Origin of the sequence: Mastigocoleus testarum BC008, from assembly GCF_001456025.1 — a bacterium.
GTDB lineage: Bacteria > Cyanobacteriota > Cyanobacteriia > Cyanobacteriales > Nostocaceae > Mastigocoleus > Mastigocoleus testarum.
In genome coordinates, this window is the sequence record NZ_LMTZ01000106.1 from 73,418 (window position 1) to 91,086 (window position 17,669).

General features: G+C 37.6%; 10 protein-coding genes. 6 read left to right on the plus strand and 4 right to left on the minus strand.

Going from position 1 to position 17,669, the window contains the following annotated elements; all coding sequences use genetic code 11:
* The first annotated feature begins 83 nt into the window (after positions 1-83).
* Both BC008_RS25375 and BC008_RS25380 read left to right on the plus strand, forming a co-directional pair.
* The gene (locus tag BC008_RS25375; RefSeq protein WP_058184002.1) at positions 84-1,037 is read left to right on the plus strand and encodes an SDH family Clp fold serine proteinase; all 954 of its coding nucleotides are present in this window, start codon (positions 84-86) and stop codon (positions 1,035-1,037) included.
* A gap of 762 nt (positions 1,038-1,799) precedes the next feature.
* Positions 1,800-4,034 carry a pentapeptide repeat-containing protein gene (locus BC008_RS25380; RefSeq protein WP_058184003.1) on the plus strand — a complete coding sequence of 745 codons (2,235 nt, stop codon included), beginning with the start codon at positions 1,800-1,802 and terminating at the stop codon, positions 4,032-4,034.
* 64 nt (positions 4,035-4,098) lie between these two features.
* Here BC008_RS25380 and BC008_RS25385 read toward each other — a convergent pair whose 3' ends face one another.
* On the minus strand, positions 4,099-5,223 hold the full coding sequence (locus BC008_RS25385; RefSeq protein ID WP_058184004.1) for a calcium-binding protein: 1,125 nt from the start codon (positions 5,221-5,223) through the stop codon (positions 4,099-4,101).
* Positions 5,224-6,076: 853 nt separating this feature from the next.
* On the opposite strand from BC008_RS25385, the gene BC008_RS25390 reads away from it, so the two are divergent.
* Positions 6,077-7,291: a glycosyltransferase family 4 protein gene (locus BC008_RS25390; RefSeq protein ID WP_027846666.1), complete on the plus strand. Its 1,215-nt coding sequence runs from the start codon at positions 6,077-6,079 to the stop codon at positions 7,289-7,291.
* 24 nt (positions 7,292-7,315) lie between these two features.
* Here the strand turns inward: BC008_RS25390 and BC008_RS49675 are convergent, their stop codons facing one another.
* The gene (locus BC008_RS49675; RefSeq protein WP_161938159.1) at positions 7,316-7,471 is read right to left on the minus strand and encodes a hypothetical protein; all 156 of its coding nucleotides are present in this window, start codon (positions 7,469-7,471) and stop codon (positions 7,316-7,318) included.
* The gene (locus BC008_RS25395) at positions 7,464-9,893 is read right to left on the minus strand and encodes an ATP-binding cassette domain-containing protein (protein ID WP_027843422.1); all 2,430 of its coding nucleotides are present in this window, start codon (positions 9,891-9,893) and stop codon (positions 7,464-7,466) included. The genes BC008_RS49675 and BC008_RS25395 overlap by 8 nt, the downstream gene beginning before the upstream one ends.
* A gap of 208 nt (positions 9,894-10,101) precedes the next feature.
* Between BC008_RS25395 and BC008_RS25400 the strand changes: the two genes are divergently transcribed.
* Positions 10,102-10,995 carry a phosphate/phosphite/phosphonate ABC transporter substrate-binding protein gene (locus tag BC008_RS25400; RefSeq protein WP_027843423.1) on the plus strand — a complete coding sequence of 298 codons (894 nt, stop codon included), beginning with the start codon at positions 10,102-10,104 and terminating at the stop codon, positions 10,993-10,995.
* Positions 10,996-11,718: 723 nt separating this feature from the next.
* Positions 11,719-13,173: a serine/threonine-protein kinase gene (locus BC008_RS25405; protein ID WP_027843424.1), complete on the plus strand. Its 1,455-nt coding sequence runs from the start codon at positions 11,719-11,721 to the stop codon at positions 13,171-13,173.
* A gap of 54 nt (positions 13,174-13,227) precedes the next feature.
* Here BC008_RS25405 and BC008_RS25410 read toward each other — a convergent pair whose 3' ends face one another.
* Positions 13,228-14,196: a c-type heme family protein gene (locus BC008_RS25410; RefSeq protein ID WP_027843425.1), complete on the minus strand. Its 969-nt coding sequence runs from the start codon at positions 14,194-14,196 to the stop codon at positions 13,228-13,230.
* A gap of 1,236 nt (positions 14,197-15,432) precedes the next feature.
* Between BC008_RS25410 and BC008_RS25415 the strand changes: the two genes are divergently transcribed.
* Entirely contained in the window at positions 15,433-17,361 is a 1,929-nt protein-coding gene (locus tag BC008_RS25415) for a serine/threonine-protein kinase (RefSeq protein ID WP_027843426.1), read from the plus strand.
* Positions 17,362-17,669 lie beyond the last annotated feature (308 nt).

Consider the following 17,669-nt stretch of genomic DNA (forward strand, 5'->3'; position numbering starts at 1 on the left):
TAAGTTTAAAAATGATTTCGTAATAATTTTAGAATCAGTATTTTAACTGTATTCAAGTATCAGTATTTATACACATCAACTAAATGATACAAAAACTACTGTTAGCAAACTCCGTTCAAGAAATTACCTCAGAACTTGAAGCTGATATTTTTCTCTATAGTGCAGCAATTTCTGATGTAAATGCTGATAAATTAATTAACGAAATAAAGCAAACTATACCTAAAAGAAATAACGTTGCCTTAATTATGACCACCTATGGTGGGGATCCAGATGCGGCTTTTAGAGTTGCGCGTTATTTAAAGAGAAAATATAAGCACTTTACTTTATTTGTATTTGGTTACTGTAAAAGTGCTGGAACTTTACTAGCCTTAGGAGCGGATGAAATTGTTATGTCCGATTTCGGCGAATTGGGTCCGCTTGATATTCAAGTTACTAAAGATGATGATTTTCGCAGCGAGTCAGGTTTAGATATACAGCAAGCATTATCTGTAATTAGTTCTCAAGCTTTTGAAATGTTTGAGAGTTATTTTTTAGATATTATTTCCAGTTCTCAAGCGGCTATAACAACTAAAACAGCTGCAGATATTGCAAGTTCCATGGCTGTCGAACTATTGTCTCCCATCTCCAGTCAGATAGATCCCCTAAGAGTTGGCGAGATGAATAGACTAATGAATATCGCTTTAGCCTACGGACAAAGATTAAAACCCCAGGGAATCGAAGTAATTAAGGATTTAATTTACAACTATCCTTCCCACAGTTTTGCGATCGATTTTGAAGAAGCAGAAAAACTATTCGATACGGTCAGGGAACCCTATGAAGCGGAGTTGTCTTTAGAAGAAGCCATATTTCCTTTAGTTCGCAAACCAGCATCGACTGATGTAATTGTAAATTTAGAAACATTAATTGAAGAGGATGACGACAACCAAGCCGGAAATTATTCAGATAGCGAAGGAACTGAGGAAGAGTCAATTGATTCAGACGATGGAGAGGATGAAACGTTTGAACCGAATGTATTGCCCTTTGAAAAGAACAAGTAACATTTTCAAACATTAGGGTTTCATTTAATACCAAACCAACAAATAATTGCAATGTACTTATTGGTAGATAAGTTTAATTGAAGGTCTCAGCAAAAATCTACTTGTCCCATTCTTTTTCCAAATTGCTATAAGTTTTGAATCTGGTATGTTGGGTGTGCACTTAGCGAAACCCAACAGCCCAAACCACTAAATTAATGACATAATTATGTATGTTTTGCGTAAGTCCTGAAATAATCAAAATATAGTAATCATTTTTATTTGTTTTTTTAATTTTTTTAATATTACTTATCATCATTTTTTTAAGCAAATTGTTGAACACAGAAATCAACATGTCCTTAATAAATCGTAAAGCGGTCTATTTCAATCTCCTAACTTGCAAACTTTTAAAGACTTACATCGCAAAGGTTTTAGTTATAGCCCAAAATATGATAGTTTCATTGCATTGCAAGGAATTTTATACTTTTGACTTTTGTTAGCGTTTGCGCAGCGCGTTCTCAGCGTAACCGCAGGTTATATTTTGAATTTTTACTTTCCTTCCTGGGGCGCTTATACCTAAAATAATGATTCTCATTTCTTAAAGCTTGATTAATCTGATAATTGTTGTTAGAAGATTTTTTTGTTGTAACTATCTTTCAGATTTATTATCATTTTATCAGCATTTATCGTCTAAAATATTGATTAATATTGATTAGTTGACGCTTACTTGAGAAGTGCCAACCAGGGTGATGAGTTTGCTTATCAAAAGAGTAGGGGGTTGACGGGATGAATCTTGATTTATCCGATCAAAGGTACAAAGAATTACAACATATTTTTATTGAAGCTTTCCCTAGCAAAGCTTCACTGAAGCGAATGTTAGCCTTTGAGTTAAATAAAAACCTGGATGAAATCGCTACAGACACTAACAAACTACAGGACATAATATTTAACTTAATAAAGATAGCTTATAAAGAGAACTGGATTGAAAATTTAATTGATGCTGCACAAAATATAAATCCTGGAAATACCAGCTTAAAAGCTATTGGGAAAATAATGAAATTAGATGAAGCTAGTGTAATAATTGGTCTTAACTCGCGTTATGAACAGGATAGAAACGGAGAGTTAGATAAAAATAATCTAGCATCTTATATCAATACCAGTTTTGAAAAAAATAAAATTAATATAGCAACATTAAAAGCGGTCGAAGTAAGTTTGCGAAAACTTGTTGGAGATCCTTCTATAAAAATTGTTGGCGTTGACGAAGACAGTATCAGATTAATTTTAGAAGGTTCTCAAGAAGGACTTAAGATGGTTGAGCAACTATTCAAATTAAAAAAACTTACTCAAGTATTAGATATCCCTACTGAGAATGTGAATTTTTTAGATGCGGGGAATTCTAAAGGTGATAAAAAACGATTAGTATTTACCATTGCTGAGAATGGTAAGAGGGCTGACATAAAAAATTTAAAAACCGGCTTTACTCAAACCTCAAATCAAGAGAATACTGAAATTGATAATAAATCTCGTTCAGTTCAAGAAATCATTGAAAATGGTGCTTATAGACAAGACCTAACTGGTACTAACCTCAGTGGTGCCAATCTCAATCGTTTTAACCTCAGTGGTGCCAATCTCAACCGTGTTAACCTCAGTGGTGCCAATCTCAAACGTACTAACCTCAGTGAGACCAATCTCAGTGGTGCTAATCTCAGTGGTTCTAATCTCAACCGTGCTAATATCAGTGGTGCCAATCTCAGTGGTGCCAATCTCAGTGGTGCCAATCTCAGTGGTGCCAATCTCAGTGGTGCTAATCTCAGTGGTGCCAATCTCAGTAACACCATCCTCAGCCATACAATCGTCGACTCTACGACAAAACTTGATAGTAAATGGCGTTTAGTCTGGGAAATTCTTAATCAGCCAGTTTATAGGCGAGACTTCAGTGGTTCCAACCTCATAGAAGCTAACCTCAGTGGTGCCAACCTCATAGAAGCTAACCTCAGTGGTGCTAATCTCCAGGGTGCTAATCTCGTAGAAGCTAACCTTAGTGGTGCGAATCTCAAGCGTGCGAATCTCAATGCTGCCAACCTCACAGAAGCCAACCTCATAGAAGCTAACCTCAGTGGTGCCAAGCTCATAGAAACCAAACTAAGTAGTGCTCATCTTAGTGGTGCCGACCTCACAGAAGCCAAACTAAGTAATGCTCATCTTAGTGGTGCCGACCTCATAGAAGCCAATCTCAGTAATACCAGCCTGAGGAATGCTGACCTCAGGAGTATCGATCTCATGGGTGCCAACCTCAGTAGTGCTAACCTCATGGGTGCCAACCTCAGTAGTGCTAACCTCAGGAATGCTGACCTAAAGAGTGCTGACCTCAGGGGTGCCAAACTCAGGGGTGCAAANATGGGTGCCAACCTCAGTAGTGCTAACCTCATGGGTGCCAACCTCAGTAGTGCTAACCTCAGGAATGCTGACCTAAAGAGTGCTGACCTCAGGGGTGCCAAACTCAGGGGTGCAAAACTCAACCGCTCCAACCTCACAGAAGCCAAACTCAACCGCTCTAACCTCATAGAAGCAAACCTCATGAGTGTAATCCTCACAGGAGCAAACCTCATAGAAGCCAACCTCATGAGTGCCATTCTTGTGGAAGCAAACTTCATGAATACCAATCTCATGAGTGCCATCCTTAGTGGTGCCAACCTTAGTGGTGCCAACCTCAGTGGTGCCAACCTTGGTGCTACATACTTCAGTGGTGCTAACCTTAGTAGTGCCAACCTTAGTAGTGCCAACCTCATGAGTGCCAACCTTAGTGGAGCTACCCTCATGAGTGCCAACCTTAGTGGAAGCGACCTCAGAAGTTCTAACCTCAACCGTACTGACCTCAACCGTGCAGACCTTAGAAATGCCAACCTCAACCGTGCCAAGGTTGAAAATGCCAGACTTGGAAAGAACCCTGGCATTTCTGAACAAATGCAGATTGATCTAATTCAACGTGGAGCAATTTTTCAGGATACCCTCCTACCATAGCTCCAGATTTGTGCTTCCCCGTTAAGAATAGCAATGCGCTCCAGAAAGCTGCTAATTACCAAATTTAAATCAAATTAAAATCTGTATTACTCAATTCTGGAATACCTTCCAAATTGGCGAATTGTCCCCCAGTTCCCAAACCGAGGTCACTACCATTTTGGTTGTAAAATAAGTTTCCTGTAGCCATGCTGTAAACAATCGAAGCATCACTACTACCCACACCTGCATCATCTGTCACTAATGCAAATTCACTTGGCGACAATAAATCGTCTTCTAAACTCGCGAGTGCAAAAGTTTCACGGGACAAACTAATTGTATCGATCCCCGAACTAAAGTCTTTAATGTCGGTCATTCCAAAAACTTCTTTGTTGAAACCTAATCCATCATTCGAAGCAAATTCAAAGCGATCGCTACCCCCGCCCCCAATTAAAGTATCATCGCCTAAACCACCATTGAGGGTATCATCGCCTAAACCACCATCAAGGATGTCATTACCAACATCACCAAACAGAAAATCATTTCCAGCTTCACCGTAAATTAGATCGTTACCAAAACCTCCATCTAAGGAATCATCATCTCTTCCACCTTTGATGGTGTCATTTCCCTCAGCCCCAGAGATGGTGTCATTTCCACTTCCACCCATGAGACTATCGTTATCTTCTCCAGAGAATCTATTACTACCACCAGTAATAGAATCATCTCCACTACCACCCATCAAGGTATCATTACCACCTTCTCCGCCGAATATTGTATCGTTACCTTCTCCACCACGGGCGAAATCATCACCGAAGAATGTAGCTTGAATCAGATCGTTACCAGCACCACCGTAAAAGGTATTATTCCCACTGGTGAGGAAGGTTTCACCACCTAAAAGAGTGTCATCACCTTCTCCTCCCATGAGGGTATCGTCCCCTAAACCACCATCGAGAGAATCATCACCTTCACCACCAATTAAAAAGTCATCACCGTTGATCCCAAATAGCGAGTCGTCTCCTTTACCTCCATCGAGGAAATCATTCCCTCCCCCTTGAGGATCGGCTTCGTAAATGTCAGTACTGTTCTCACCGATGAGAATATCATTTCCATCAAAACCAAAAATTCTGTCTGCTCCTCCTAAACCTCTAATCAAATCATTTTGTAGAGTACCGAAGATAATATTGGAATTTCTGTTTCCGGTAATTTTATTCATATTCAATTTAAAAACCTTTAATAATTAGTTGTGAACTACGATGGGTTGTATTGTGTGAGGGAGAGACAAAAAACAAAAATCCCATTAATTCGGCTTAACTTCTACCAAATCAACGCATCAATCAAAATTTGGTAAAAATCTTATAACTTCAAAATAACTATCAAAAAAGAGGTCTTGGATCAGTCCTCAATCTCTTTTGTTCTAATTAAGCTAAGCCATACAATAACAAAGCTACATTACTGAAACACCATATTTTTATAAAGATTGATATAAGAATTAATTTACAAATCAACTTCATACAGTGACTTAATTAATACAGTTGCAAACATAGTAATTACACTAACTTTAATTCAAAACTAATGTATAAAAACAATTCAAATAATTAATCCCCCTGCTATAGATATTAAATTCTTCACATCAAACTAAATAATCTACACAATTAATCAGACTTTCTAAGCGAGGGAATTAGGATGCGAATATTAGGTTAATTTACTCGCAATCGATATAAATATACTGATGGAACTCCTGAGTATGACAAGTATCTTTATTGTTAACATTTATCTAGTATTTATATTTAGTTTTAGAGCATAATACTTGTATTTTATCGAACAAGGTATTATTACTTTAGAAAATCAACTCTCTTTATCAAAAAAATATTAAAAAAAATATTAAACTATCTCTACTTATTAACTAGAAAGGATTTGGGGAATTTTAACCAACACAAAATACTTTCTCAATTTTTTTACAATTTTCCTCGGGGGATAAGAAGAATATTAGACCACCAAACAATCGACAAAAGTTAATGTAAACTAGTTTACTTGGCAAACTGATTAGTTTTTGCTAAATCAAGTTTATGCGTATTTTATTTTTACATCCTAATTTTCCAGCTCAATTTCGCCATTTAGCGGCAAAATTAGCTTCAGATTCTAATAATCAAGTTATTTTTGGTACTAACCGTCGTGATGGTTCTATAAAAGATGTTTATAAAGCAATCTATAGCCCTTCACGAGAAGTGCGACCCGAAACACATCATTATGTCCAACCGTTAGAAAAAGCTGTTCTTCAAGGTCAAGCTGTCTACCGTTTAGCCGAAGAACTCAAAAAAAAGAATTTTATTCCAGATCTTGTTTACGGTCATTCTGGTTGGGGTCCCACTTTATTTATTAAAGATATTTTTCCTCAAGCGAAGTTATTATCTTATTTTGAATGGTTTTATCACGCACATGGCTCGGATGCCGATTTTGACCCTACAGATCCATTAAATGCAGATAGTGAAGCCCGAATTCGGATCAAAAATGCTCCGATTCTCATAGACCTTTACAGTTGCGATCGCGGTCTTTCTCCTACTTATTGGCAACGTCAACAATTTCCGTCAGAATATCATAGTAAAATTACTGTGTGCCATGATGGCATCGACACAACATATTTTCAACCAAAGCCGGGAGCAAAGTTAATTTTACCGGAAATAAATCTTGACCTTTCCCATACAAAAGAAATTGTCACTTATGTGGCGCGGGGAATGGAACCGTACAGAGGTTTTCCCCAATTTATCCAAACTATAGCTTTACTTCAACAAAAAAGACCCGATTGTCATGTAGTGATTGTTGGTGAGGATAGAGTTGCTTATGGTAAACAGCTTCCCGATGGCAAAACCTATAAACAATTAATGTTAAATAAAGTACCCCTAGATTTAAATAGAGTTCACTTTACAGGTTTACTTCCTTACAATAAATATCTACAAGTTTTACAAGCTTCCTCCGTTCATGTTTATTTAACTCGTCCATTTGTGCTTTCTTGGTCAATGCTAGAAGCTTTATCTACAGGTTGTTTAATAGTTGCTTCTAGCACCGCTCCTGTTACAGAGGTAATTGAAGATGGTGTTAATGGCTTACTAGTAGACTTCTTCTCACCTGGGGAAATTTGTGCTCGCGTAGAAGAAGTTCTCGACCACCCAAATCAAATGTCTTCAATTCGGGCGAAAGCACGAGAAACAATCTTAGAAAAATATGATTTAGCAAAGCTGTTATCCCAACATTTGGAGTGGATTCAGGAAGGGATTAGGGATTAGGGATTAGGGATTAGGGATTAGGGATTAGGGATTAGGGATTAGGAAGTCAATTCTTGTTCTTCTTGATTCTGGCTCCTGACTCCTGAATCCTGAATCCTGACTCCTGACTTCTGACTCCTGAATTCTGAATTCTGGCTTCTGACTCCTAACTCCTAACTCCTGACTCCCAAATTCACACAATATCTTTACGTTTTTGTAGAATCAACGCCACAATCAAATAGACTGCGGAGTGCAAAAGTAAAATACCCCAGTTTAAACCTAAATTTTTCCAAGTAGCATCGTATACAGAAGATGCAGTAAATATATCATCAAAAGATGGTGCACCTGGAGTTTTGCTAGGTATCATGTCATTGACGTCAATGAGCGATCCATAAGCACCCATTGACCATCGACTAATTGTCAACCAGCCCAGCTTCGCGGATATTCCTTTTAATTCAAATAAAACTCCCGAAAGAATTATTTGGGGAATCATAATTAAAGGCAAAATACTATTAGCCTCATTTTCATTTTTGACCGCAGCAGAAATCATTAAACTGAGACTGACACTAGCAAACAAGGTTAAAAAAGTCGTAACTCCCAAACCTAAAGCCCAAGGCATAAGATTATACTCCGGTGCTTTAAAACCAATTAACACCGTCGCTGTAACTAACAGAGTCTGCAGGATTACCAAACCAGAACGAATGAGAACTTTTGAACCTAAGTAAGAAAATAAACCCAAGTTAATCAGCCTTTCTCGGGCGTAAATAGCTGCTTCCTTAACAATTTCTCGTACTGAGCTAGAAAGTCCCACCCAAATACCAATACAGCTAAAAATAAACAGTAACTTCAGTGCCAATGGTCCTTGAGTAATTTCTGCAGGATCTAATTTATTTAAGGGAGTTTCGTCTTTTAATATCCAAGCCGTTAAAGCAATCGCAATTGGACCTGATACCAATGAAAATATAATACTGGAACGATCCCGAAGAACTAGTTGCAAATAACGCTTAGAAAGCAACCATAACTGCTTGAGTGGAGATATCCCCGTATGGATTCGATCGTCTGTTTTAAATTTACTTTCTTCACCTGGTTTTAGCTGCCTAGTAACATACTTTTGATACTGGGGAGATTGATGATATCTCTGGGACCAATTATTAACTGTCTGGACTACCTGTGCTGGAGCACCACCTTGGTCTAGTTTTATATAAATATCTGAGAAATATTTTAAATCTTCTGAAGGCATGTCAAAAAAGCTTAGGGCTTCCTTTGGCGGTCCAAAGTAACATAGTTTCCCACCACGTCCCATAAATGTAATGCGATCGCAAACTTCAATATTTGCAGTAGCATGAGTAACCAGCACAACTGTTCTACCTTGGTCTGCCAGTTCTCGTAGTAACCGCATCATTTCTTTGTCTAAACCAGGGTCGAGACCGGAAGTTGGTTCGTCCAAAAAGAATAATTTAGGATCGGCTAAAAGTTCAACGCCAATACTAACTCGCTTGCGCTGTCCGCCACTTAAATTACGGATGAAGTTAGTTCTGACATGGGTCAGTTTTATTTGCTCTAAAGTTGTTTCTACAATTTGTCTAACATCAGTATCGGGGGGTAATCTTAACTTACAAGCATAAGCAATTACTTCTTCAACTCTTAAATCGGGATGGACAATATCATCCTGAGGTACATAACCAATTTGCGAGCGATACAATGCCCAATTTTGGCGTAAATTATCTCCATTCAGATACACTGTACCTGATGATACTCGTTCTATTCCCAACAATGATTTCATTAAAGTGGATTTACCCGCACCGCTACCCCCCACTAAAGCCACTAACTGTCCGGGTTCAATAACTAACGAAATATCATTAAGAATAGCCTTTTCAGCCCCACCTTTTATTTTCACTTTGCGTGTGAGGCGATCGACATCAAGACGAATTTGACTGCCACTATCCAGTAATTCTAATGAATCTGGAGAATAAGCCAAAGTAAAAGGACCAATATTAATCCGATTTCCATTTCTTAATTGGAAACGCTTGGATATTCTCTGACCATCAACGAAAGTACCGTTAGTGCTTAAATCTTGTAAAACATGTCCACCTTTACCATCTGGATAAATTGTGGCGTGTAAGCGAGAAACAGTCGGTGCGTCCAATTCCATCGAGGAGTAATCATCCGTCCTGAGGGCTCGACCTATTTGTACTGGCCATTGTTTAAGATTTCTTAAGCCTAAGCGACGATTACTAGGGAGTGAAACTGGTCGGTCACCGGGGTGATAATAAGTTAAGGTAATGCGATTGTGGGGAGATAAGCCAATTTCCAGTTGTATCCCATCCCTAAGAACGCAACCTTCTGTCGGATTGATTCTAACCCGATCTAGAAAGATACCATTTCGGCTAGGAGTAGAACCGTCACCATCAAAAATTCTGTAATCTTCGCCTTCTTTACGTAAAGTTGCTTGTTTTCGGGAAACAACTTCCCAACCAATTGGAACATCTAAGTCAGCCCATTCACGACCCCGTCCTAGGCGATGTTCTAATTTTTCTAAATCCAATCGTAGTCTTTGACCTTGATTTTCCAATTCTAAAAAAGGTTGTGGTCTAAAAAGAGTTTCATCGAATCTAGCAGTCATGACTGTTTTTTATTAATTGCTTTTATAATGATCGGGGACTGAGTATTTCTGTCAATATCTATTTATAAGTTTCATCTGGTAATAACATTTTTCCAGCAAAAATAAAGTTTTTTTGGTATTTACGCCACCCGCTTCAAGTAACAGAGATAATGAGTCTAAAACCTGCTCCAAAATAAATTCAGTTTCATTCCTTTTACATAAATCTATTATGTTTTCCCGTAGCTTACTGCTGTTGCAGTTATTAATATTTATTGGTATATCGATTTCGGGATGCTTCGGTGGTAGTGAAAAACCAAAAGTTCCGAAAAAGTTGACGGTAGGTGTAGTTAATTATGGTCAAACCAAGCTTTCCCAACAACAATACAACCGTTTCAAAACATATCTATCTACCAAAACACAATCCGTAGTTGATATAGAGCCAACTTACAACGAATTACGAGCCATCAGACAAATTCGCTCGCGAAACTGGGATATGGTGTTTGCACCTCCTGGTCTAGCAGCGATCGCAATTGGTAAAAAACGCTACGAAGCTATATTTTCAATGGCGGAAGTCAGCAGTGTTCAAACTCCTTTAATTATTGTCCGCGATGATAGTCCGATTCAAAAGATTTCCGATTTAGCGAATAAAACCATTGCTTTAGGACAAAAAGGTTCTGCTGCTGGCTATTATGTCCCCCTGTATGATCTATTTGGTCTTACCCTCAAAGAAATTAACTTTGCTTCTACCCCCAAAAAATTGATGGAATTAATTAGCCAAGGAACAGTTGATGCTGGGGCGATATCCAAAAAGAATTTTGAACGTTATCGACAAGTAAAACCAAAAACAAATTTTAGAATTATACATGAAGGTCGCTATATCCCATCAGGAGTTGTACTGCTAGCACCAACAGTTGAAAGAAATCGCGAGCAGCAAATTCGAAGAGCAATGGAGCAAGCTCCAGCACATATTACTGCTGATGCGGGCTATGTCCCCAGCGCCACAATTCCTAATTACAAACAATTTATTAAATTAGTCGAAAAAGTTAGACCACTCGAACAGCGAGTTGAAGAAACACCTGCGGTTTTACTTTACCCGACAGAATCTACTGCTGCGAATGAATAATTATCAAGGTTCAGGAATTAGAAGTCAGAACAGACCGCATTCTTACTTAACTTAGGTTCGTGCAAGCATGATTTGCACTTGGGATTAGCAGCTAGTAACCAACGGATAATGTACTTCTTGCGTAACGTAGTTGTCCATAAAGTGATTCAGCCGTAGGTATTGGGGCGTAAACACAGCAGGAGTTAGCAAAGCAAAATTATAGAAACGCCTTTTAAAGATGTACGCAATCGGTATGTATGCAGGCGTTTCTCGAGAGGAATTATTAATAAAATATTTGATTAATAATATTTTATTAAAGAAAAAAATAGAATACTTTATTATTTTTCAAGTTATTTATTTATAACACTCAAGCAGTATTCTTGCTAAATCTAGTCTTTAATCTACGTATTGATGAAAATTGATATATAAAACTTAATAGTTTGTTGTCATTTTTTTGTGGAAAATCACTTATAGGTACAGTATTCGTAAATAGTGCTTTATTAAGCATAGCTTTTCGAACATCCCTGCCTAACACTCGCTGCAGGAGAACTCATTTAAACTTAACTTATAAGCATTTGCTACTTTTTTGAGAGTGTCAAAGTCATCGCTTAATTTCGAGCGTACAATCCTCAATAATAACAACAGAAAAAATATTTATATATTTTTTTGCATAATTTTGTGCATACCTTGCAGCAACCACAGCTATATATATATAAAACTTGATATAATCGGGAGCTTAATAAGATGTCTTATTCCCCTATAACAAAACCAGAAATTACTTCCGGTACTTTGGTTGATAATCGCTACATAATTGAGCGACTGTTAGGTCAAGGGGGTCTAGGGCGAACTTACCTAGCTTTTGATAGTCGGCGTTTCAATGAACCTTGCGTTCTCAAAGAATTTGCTCCAGTAGGAACTGGCTTGGGAGGTTTAGAAAAATGCCGAGATTTATTCAGAAGGGAAGCAAAAATTCTTCACCAGTTGGAACATCCCCAGATTCCGCGTTTTCTGGCGTGTTTTGAGGGAGATAACAGACTATTCCTAGTGCAAGAATTTGTAAATGGAAAAACTTACTCTGCCTTGCTAGCAGAACGTCAAAGACAAGGTCTGACCTTTACTGAAAATGAAGTTATTGATTGGCTGAAAAATTTACTACCTGTTTTGGAATACGTCCATCAACATCATATTATCCATCGCGATATATCTCCTGATAATATCATGTTACCTGATGGCAAAAATATACCCGTGCTGATTGACTTTGGTGTTGGAAAACAAATTGCTGGTATTGGTCAAACACTTCAGACTGAAAGAAATACCTTTGTAGGAAAAGTTTCTTTGGTAGGAAAAGTTGGATATGCTCCCCGAGAACAAATAAGTTTGGGAATTTGTTCCCCTAGTAGCGATCTTTATGCTTTGGGCGTGACTGCAATCGTTTTGATGACAGGTAGAGAGCCATCATCCCTGATGAACCAATATTCCTTAGAGTGGCAGTGGCGTCAATATACTAATGTGAGTGATGCTTTTGCTCGAGTACTCGATAGAATGTTAGCTGATACTCCTAAAGTACGCTATCAAACAGCAATAGAAACTCTTGCTAGCCTGGAAAATTTGGGTGTAGAGAATCGGAGTGTAAACAATCTAAATAATTCCTCTACATTATTGCAAAATCCTATATCCAGTACGCCCCCTACAGCATTTATTTCTAACCCCGACAATTCATTTGCAGGAGCGCCAGAAAACTCCTATTTCCCAGAGAATCAATCAAGGAATATTTCTTCAACTAATCGAGGTTTTCACTCACCAAACTCAACCAATCGGGGGTTAAACTCACAACATCACACCAATCGAGAATCTTACCCACAACATCACACCAATCGAGAATTTTACCCACAACATCAAACTAATCGAGAATCTTATCCACAATATCAAACCAATCGAGAATCTTACCCACAACATCAAACTGATCGAGAATTTCGCCCCGAACAGGGAACCGGGAGAATTTCTTATCTAGATGCAAACTTTATCCGATGTTGTCAAGAAAAATTAGCCTATCATATTGGACCAATGGCAAATTTGATTGTCGAAGATACTTTAGCCGATAACCCAAATTTTTCACCTCAGCAATTTGTTGAGCTACTCGCGAATGAAATTCCCGATTCGCAAGCAGCTATTGAATTTGTACGTAGCTTGCTGAACTAATTCTTTTGCTAAAGCTTTCTGCTAAATTCTTCGCATTAGGTAATTCGGTTATGGCTAATAGCCAGAATTACCATAGTTACCAGAATTACCAGAGTTACCATAGTTACTAGGATTACCAGTGTTAGTATTTCCTGGTGGGCGCTTAAGTCTTCTCATTGCCATTTCCAGACTTAATTTCATACGTTTGAAAGCTTTAGCTAAGTTACCAATCTCGTCATTTGATAACTGCTCAAAATCAACGTCCATATGTCCGGTACTAACTTCTTCTGCAACTCGAGTTATTCGTTTTAAAGGTCGGACTATTTGTCTATTTAGTAACAGATTTACTAAAAGAATAATGGCAACGAAAACAATAGAAACAATTCCTACAATTAGAAACGAATATTGATTTGCCTTCTGAATTACTGCACTTGCAGGAACAGAGATAATTTGGGCTCCCACAATTTCATTTAATTTCCAACCGAAACCACCTACAGGACCATAGTTTTTTATTTGAGTTTTTGGTGCCCTTTCAGGAGTATCGTGACACTCCAAGCAACTTGGTTCTGTTATCTGTAAAGGACGAGCAATATAGAACATGTCAACTGCTGGTTCGGAACGAAATCCTTGCCACTCTTTTAATTTTGTGTTGTTCCTAAATTTCTCAACAATTTCTGTTTCAAAATCATCTGCTTTATCCCGAGGATTTGTAGGATTTAAGGTTGCTTCCTTATAAAAATATTGCCCATATTTCTCTTTACTTCGTAGATTATTGAATACTTCAGTAGCAGAGTAAGCAGGAATAACTTGAGGCAGAAATTCTCTTTCTAACTGTTCATTTAATTCAGGCTTGATTTGTTCATTAGTATATTGGCGTACTGATGTCATTGTCTCCATCAGTAAAAGACCTGTTGAAGCAATTTCCCTCTCAGCATTTTGTCTGAGAATTAGTGACAAAGATAACCCACAAAAACTTAACCCGACAATAAGAATGACGAGTAAAATCATGGTGAATTTTTGTTTTAATTTAAGATTTTTAAACATTATCTTCAATCATTCTTTGTAAGATATATTGGTTAATTTCAATTGTTGCTGAGTAGTCGTTGGTAACAGTCAATAATTATAGGCAATATAGTATCTAGTAGAAATAATACTATTTAATTCCAAAGGCTATATCTAAATTTTACACAAAGTTTTATACTACGGAGTTATATTTAGAATCTTTTATTAATTTCATTCCTATAAACTCAAACTATTCCTAAATTAAACTCAAAATTCCAAAATATCAAACATAAAATATCAAACTTAATTCATAATTTTGCAAACAGTTATGGCTGAGTTTTAAAGAGTTATAACCAATCAAACTGAAAAATACTGAAGTCAAAAATAAATATTATCTTTACAAACCATCTAAATTTGTAATTTATTTGCTTAGTGTTTTGATATATATAGAAATGAAAAAACTATAAACAAGGAAAACCTATCATACTTTGCTTAGAGTATTAATATTTTTCATTAAAATTTTAGAGAAAAGAACAAAAGTAAAGCTATCGCTTGCAACTAAAAGTTTCTACTCTGGAATTTGCCAAAATCTGAGTATTTTATATAGGCACTTAAACCCATTAATTTTTACCATCCCCTGACATCAGGCATGGATTTGTAGAAATGTATTAGCAAGCATTTCCATCGATGAAAATGTTATGGTGTCCACAGAATTTCAATAATTTTTAACAGCTGCTAATATCAGGTTTGCCTACACCAATTACAAATAAATTTGTTTGTAGTTGGTTTGTAGAACTAAATTATAGGCTCTGACACTCAAGGATTACTGTTTTCCTCTGAGGAACAGCATAATAATGAGCCATGCTATAACTTGTGTGTCCAAAATTTATGCGTTCAAGTATTAGCTGGCAATTACAGAGGCTTAATTAGCCTTGATGCATGCTCTGAGAGAATTATTCTGAAATATTCTGAAACAATCAATAAAATACTGAGTCACCTAATACACTTGTTTATATTTGCCAATACTTAATAAATAGTGTCTCCTGGTAAACTTATTCCCTAATCGCAAAAAAACTATACTTAAGTCTACTATGAAACTTGATATATCTCGGGTTATTTCTCAGACAATTTGTCATCTAAGTTTAAGGAAAGATCAATAACTTCCCTTAAACCAAGCGGATAATAATTAAAATATAGCTGGAGTTACAAGTTATATTCTACCTATAAAGCTTGAAATTGTATGAAAAAATAAATACCAGCAAATCAAAATTTATACTAATGGTCTGGAGTGCAGGAAAAAAATTATTTGGAGAACGTTACACTATCGTCAGAAAGCTAGGCGAAGGGGGGATTGGGATTACCTATCTTGCGGTTAATGAAGAAAATCAACCAAGGGTAATAAAAACCCTCAGACAAGAAGTTCTCAGGGATCCTCAATGGAAAACCCAGCAAAAAAAATTACGCCAAGATTTTCGTGATGAAGCGGTGCGGCTTGCTGTGTGTCGCCACCCCCACGTGGTGCAAATCGAAAACATTTTTGATGATGGAGATTTGCCTTGCATGGTAATGGAATATATTGAAGGCGAAGATTTAGGACGTTACATACAAAAAACTGGAGCACTCTCAGAGTCTGAAGCATTATTATATATCCGCCAAATTGGTGATGCACTAACAGTTGTTCATCGTAAGGGTTTATTACATCGCGACATTAAACCCCGCAACATAATGTTGCGTCGAGGTAAACCCGAAGCAGTATTAATTGATTTTGGAATCGCCAGAGATTTTGTTCCAAATGTAGTTCAAAGACATACTGTTTATCGTACTCCTGGCTTTGCCCCACCCGAACAATATCAGTTAGAAGCAGCAAGGGGAGAATATATTGATGTTTATGCCTTGGCTGCTACACTTTATAATTTGCTGACCGGGGTGATGCCCACTAGTGCCGATGATCGCCGTCATATTCCATTGCAACCGCCACAAAGCATAAACCCCAATATTAGCGACAAAGTAAATCAAGCAGTTATGCGCGGAATGGCTTTGAAAGCTAATTATCGCCCCCATTCCGTACAAGAATGGTTAAATCTATTAGATACTGATGGCGATCCGGGGCTACCAGCAGTCACTCCTACAAGAATTATTACTCCCGATGAATCTTCTCAAGTTCCCATTAATACCGACGACCGATCGTCTTCTCATCAATCACCCCCATTATCCTTTGGGCATGGAGTTAGTTCTGCAAGTTCCGCAAATGTAGAATTTAATATATGGCAATGCATACATACTCTTGGGGGTCATGGAGGTCAAGTTCATAGTGTTGCTATTACTCCAGTAAGTCTGCAATCATCAAAGGGATTTTTAAATGCTATAGCCAGTGGTAGTAGCGATAAAACAATCAAACTATGGGATCTAGGAACCGGTCAATTATTACGAAGTTTTGGAAAGTGGTTTTTTGGTCATTCCAGTTTAATCCATCAAGTAGCATTCAACTACAATGGTGAAGTACTTGCTAGTGCGAGTTGGGATGAAACAATTAAATTATGGCAAGTAAATTCTGGTAAGGAAATTCGTACTCTAAAGGGTCATACAAATAGCGTCAATTCAGTTAATTTTAGTCCCAATGGCAAATTATTAGCAAGTGGTAGTGCAGACTTTACAATTAAATTATGGGAAATAAATTCTGGTAGAGAAGTTACTACCTTCAGAGGTCACTCTGAATCAGTTTGGTCAGTTGCATGGAGTCCATTTCCGGTCAACTTCCCCAATGGGTTTGGGCTTTTGCTTGCAAGTGGCGGGGCTGACTTTACAATTAAATTATGGGAAATAAATTCTGGTAGAGAAGTTTCTACACTTCAAGGTCATTCCTTGTTTGTTAACACCGTAGCTTTTAGCCCTAACGGACAATTACTTGCAAGCGGTAGTAGCGACAATACTATTAAAATTTGGGATATTAGTACAGGTAGAGAAATTCATACACTTGAAGGTCACTTTGATTCAGTTTGGTCATTAGCATGGAGCCCAGACGGACAATTACTTGCGAGTGGTAGTTGGGACAATACTATTAAAATTTGGTTAGTAAGCTCGGGTAAAGAAATTGCTTGTTTAGTGGGTCATGATAATTACGTGCGATCAGTTGCGTGGGGTCGGGGTGGACGAACAATCGTAAGTGGTAGCGATGATGCAACGATTAAAATCTGGGAAAGAAGTTGATATTAAGTCAAAAGTCAAAAGTCATTAGCGTACCGTAGGTAGCGCAGCTAGAGGCTATAACTACGTTACCTGCGGATCTGCCGTCGCCGCAGGCTCTAGCGTGTCCGTAGGAAATAAGTCAAAAGTCAAAATAAAAATTCAGGTGTAGGGTGTGTTAAGCGGACAAGAATACATTTTTTTCGTTACTTTTCTAGAAGCGCCGTAACGCATCGTCCAAAAATTACAACCAAATCATTATTTTTAAATTTATCCCCTAATCTGACCATATTGGTCTACAAAAATTTAAGGCAGTACCATTGCTAACTTAA

What these genes read in the sequence shown, in the direction of transcription:
- BC008_RS25375 (WP_058184002.1), top strand. Translation starts at nt 84, where the DNA reads ATGATACAAAAACTACTGTTAGCAAACTCCGTTCAAGAAATTACCTCA.
- BC008_RS25385 (WP_058184004.1), bottom strand. Translation starts at nt 5,223, where the DNA reads ATGAATAAAATTACCGGAAACAGAAATTCCAATATTATCTTCGGTACT.
- BC008_RS25390 (WP_027846666.1), top strand. Translation starts at nt 6,077, where the DNA reads ATGCGTATTTTATTTTTACATCCTAATTTTCCAGCTCAATTTCGCCAT.
- BC008_RS25395 (WP_027843422.1), bottom strand. Translation starts at nt 9,893, where the DNA reads ATGACTGCTAGATTCGATGAAACTCTTTTTAGACCACAACCTTTTTTA.
- BC008_RS25400 (WP_027843423.1), top strand. Translation starts at nt 10,102, where the DNA reads ATGTTTTCCCGTAGCTTACTGCTGTTGCAGTTATTAATATTTATTGGT.
- BC008_RS25405 (WP_027843424.1), top strand. Translation starts at nt 11,719, where the DNA reads ATGTCTTATTCCCCTATAACAAAACCAGAAATTACTTCCGGTACTTTG.
- BC008_RS25410 (WP_027843425.1), bottom strand. Translation starts at nt 14,196, where the DNA reads ATGTTTAAAAATCTTAAATTAAAACAAAAATTCACCATGATTTTACTC.
- BC008_RS25415 (WP_027843426.1), top strand. Translation starts at nt 15,433, where the DNA reads ATGGTCTGGAGTGCAGGAAAAAAATTATTTGGAGAACGTTACACTATC.